At 47.3% G+C, this 3,296-nt stretch carries 2 rRNA genes; both read left to right on the top strand.

The annotated features are described in order from the left end of the window. The first annotated feature begins 164 nt into the window (after nt 1-164). A 23S ribosomal RNA gene (locus B0I18_RS24855) occupies nt 165-3,045 on the top strand. 95 nt (nt 3,046-3,140) lie between these two features. Continuing rightward, a 5S ribosomal RNA gene (rrf, locus tag B0I18_RS24850) occupies nt 3,141-3,250 on the top strand. Nucleotides 3,251-3,296: the final 46 nt, after the last annotated feature.

The following is a 3,296-nucleotide window of genomic DNA, read 5'->3' as shown; positions in this document are numbered from 1 at the left end:
AATGATCTTTGACATATTGGGAAAGCAAGAAAGATAGTAAAAGTTATCGGATAAAAATGAAAAATTAACAGCAATGTGGTTTTTTCAATCTGATGGCGGTAATTACATCTTCTAAGATATACAATTTAGTGGTAATTGTTTAGAATAGCCACTTTAAAAAAATATTTAAAGCAATTAAGGGCGTATGGTGGATGCCTAGACGACAAGAGGCGAAGAAGGACGTGGTAAGCTGCGATAAGCTTCGGGGAGCTGCACACGAGCGATAATCCGAAGATTTCCGAATGGGACAACCCGTTATGTTGAAGACATAACACTCGAAAGAGAGCCAACCCGGAGAACTGAAACATCTAAGTACCCGGAGGAAAAGAAAATAACAAATGATTCCCCAAGTAGTGGCGAGCGAACGGGGAAGAGCCCAAACCAGAGTTGCGTGCAGCTTTGGGGTTGTAGGACTGCATTTAGAAAGCGTTATCAAACCGAACTACCTGGAAAGGTAGACCAAAGAGGGTGAAAGTCCTGTAGGTAGAAATTAGCGTGGACGAGCAGTATCCTGAGTAGGGCGGGACCAGAGGAATCCTGTCTGAATCTGCCGGTACCATCCGGTAAGGCTAAATACTCCTTGTCGATCGATAGTGAACCAGTACCGTAAGGGAAAGGTGAAAAGTACCCCGAATAGGGGAGTGAAATAGTACCTGAAACCGTGCGCCTACAAGCGGTCGGAGGGGTTAAACCTGACGGCGTGCCTTTTGCATAATGATCCTACGAGTTGCTCCTCACTAGCAAGGTTAAGTACTTAAGTTACGGAGCCGCAGCGAAAGCGAGTCCGAATAGGGCGAATTAGTTAGTGGGGGCAGACGCGAAACTTTGTGATCTATCCATGAGCAGGTTGAAGGTGTGGTAACACACACTGGAGGACCGAACGGGTTAGCGTTGAAAAGCTATCCGATGACTTGTGGATAGGGGTGAAAGGCCAATCAAACTGAGAGATAGCTCGTTCTCTCCGAAATGTTTTTAGGAACAGCGTCGCATATAGAAGTTTATTAGAGGTAGAGCTACTGATTGGACTAGGGGGCTTCACCGCCTACCAAATCCTGACAAACTCCGAATGCTAATAAATATCTGCGGCAGTGAGGCTGTGGGCGCTAAGGTCCATGGCCGAGAGGGGAACAACCCAGACTATCAGCTAAGGCCCCTAAATCTATGTTAAGTTGGTTAAACGATGTTCAAATCCTATGACAGCCAGGATGTTGGCTTGGAAGCAGCCATTCATTTAAAGAGTGCGTAACAGCTCACTGGTCGAGGGTTCGGGCGCGGAAAATGATCGGGCATCAAACATAGTGCCGAAGCTATAGGATTGTACGTTAGTACAATCGGTAGGAGAGCATTCTAAACTGCGTTGAAGGTGTGTGGTGATGCATGCTGGAGCGTTTAGAAAAGAAAATGTAGGAATGAGTAACGATAAACAAGGTGAAAAACCTTGTCGCCGAAAGACTAAGGGTTCCTGATCAACGTTAATCGGATCAGGGTAAGTCGGGACCTTAGGCGTACCCGAAAGGGGAAGTCGATGGAAAATGGGTTAATATTCCCATACCTGTGTAATATTCGATGGAGTAACGCAGAAGTGACAAGTCCGCGAACTGACGGAATAGTTCGTTAAAGGATGTAGGTATAGGCCTGGTAGGCAAATCCGCCGGGACTGCTGAAATCTGATAGTACTGCAAAGCTTCGGTGGCGCAGATAGTGACTGTAATCAGACTGCCGAGAAAAACTTCTAAGGTTCGTATTATACAGCTCGTACCGTAAACCGACACAGGTAGTCGAGATGAGTATTCTCAGGCGCTCGGGTGAGCCGTGGAGAAGGAACTAGGCAAATTATGGCTGTAACTTCGGAATAAAGCCAACCGCAGTGATGCGGTCTCAGTAAAATGGTGCAACCAACTGTTTAGCAAAAACACAGGGCCCTGCGAAATCGAAAGATGAAGTATAGAGCCTGATACCTGCCCGGTGCTGGAAGGTTAAGGAAGTTTGTCAGCCGCAAGGTGAAGCTTACGACTGAAGCCCCAGTAAACGGCGGCCGTAACTATAACGGTCCTAAGGTAGCGAAATTCCTTGTCGGGTAAGTTCCGACCTGCACGAATGGTCTAATGAGTTGCACACTGTCTCCTCCACGAGCCCGGTGAAATTGTAGTATCGGTGAAGATGCCGGTTACCCGCCACGGGACGAAAAGACCCCGTGAACCTTCACTACAACTTTGCATTGATTTTGGGTAACAGATGTGTAGCATAGTTGGGAGACTAAGAAGCATGCACGCCAGTGTGTGTGGAGTCACCGTTGAAATACCAACCTTCTGTTACTTAGAGTCTAATCCCTGCGAAACAGGGAAACATTGCATGGTGGGTAGTTTGACTGGGGTGGTCGCCTCCCAAAGCGTAACGGAGGCTCGCAAAGGTTCCCTCAGCACGGTTGGTAATCGTGCGTAGAGCGTATTAGTATAAGGGAGCTTGACTGTGAGGCTGACTAGCCGAGCAGGTGCGAAAGCAGGCTAAAGTGATCCGGCGATTCTGTATGGAAGGGTCGTCGCTCAAAGGATAAAAGGTACTCCGGGGATAACAGGCTGATCTCCCCCAAGAGCTCATATCGACGGGGAGGTTTGGCACCTCGATGTCGGTTCGTCACATCCTGGGGCTGGAGAAGGTCCCAAGGGTTGGGCTGTTCGCCCATTAAAGTGGCACGTGAACTGGGTTCAGAACGTCGCAAGACAGTTTGGTCTCTATCTGTGGTGGGCGTTAGTAAATTGCGAGGACATGACCTTAGTACGAGAGGACCGGGTTGTATGTACCGCTGGTGTATCTGTTGTGCCGCCAGGTGCAGTGCAGAGTAGCTATGTACAGAAAGGATAAGCGCTGAAAGCATCTAAGCGCGAAACCTTCCTTAAGATGAGTTTACTTTTAAGTGCCGTCGAAGACTACGACGTTGATAGGTTACAGGTGTAAAGGTGGTAACATCATAGCCGAGTAATACTAATTGCACGTACGCTTTAACTTTATTATATTGAATGAAGTTGTAAATACAAATGTTACTATTTTTTAAGCTGACCCAATATGTCTACCTTATTGGTGAATAAAATCACTGAAGATTTTATGGTGGTATTGCCAAGGGTGTTCACCTCTTCCCATTCCGAACAGAGAAGTTAAGCCCCTTATGGCCGATGGTACTGGTTAACTCCGGGAGAGTAGGTAGCCGCCATATTTATTGAAGCCCTTCGACGAAAGTCGAGGGGCTTTTTTTTGTGCCT

Origin of the sequence: Taibaiella chishuiensis, from assembly GCF_003014535.1 — a bacterium.
In the GTDB taxonomy this organism is placed as follows: Bacteria; Bacteroidota; Bacteroidia; order Chitinophagales; family Chitinophagaceae; genus Taibaiella; species Taibaiella chishuiensis.
The sequence above is the reverse complement of the archived record's forward strand: the minus strand, read 5'-3'. Positions and strand labels throughout refer to the sequence as shown.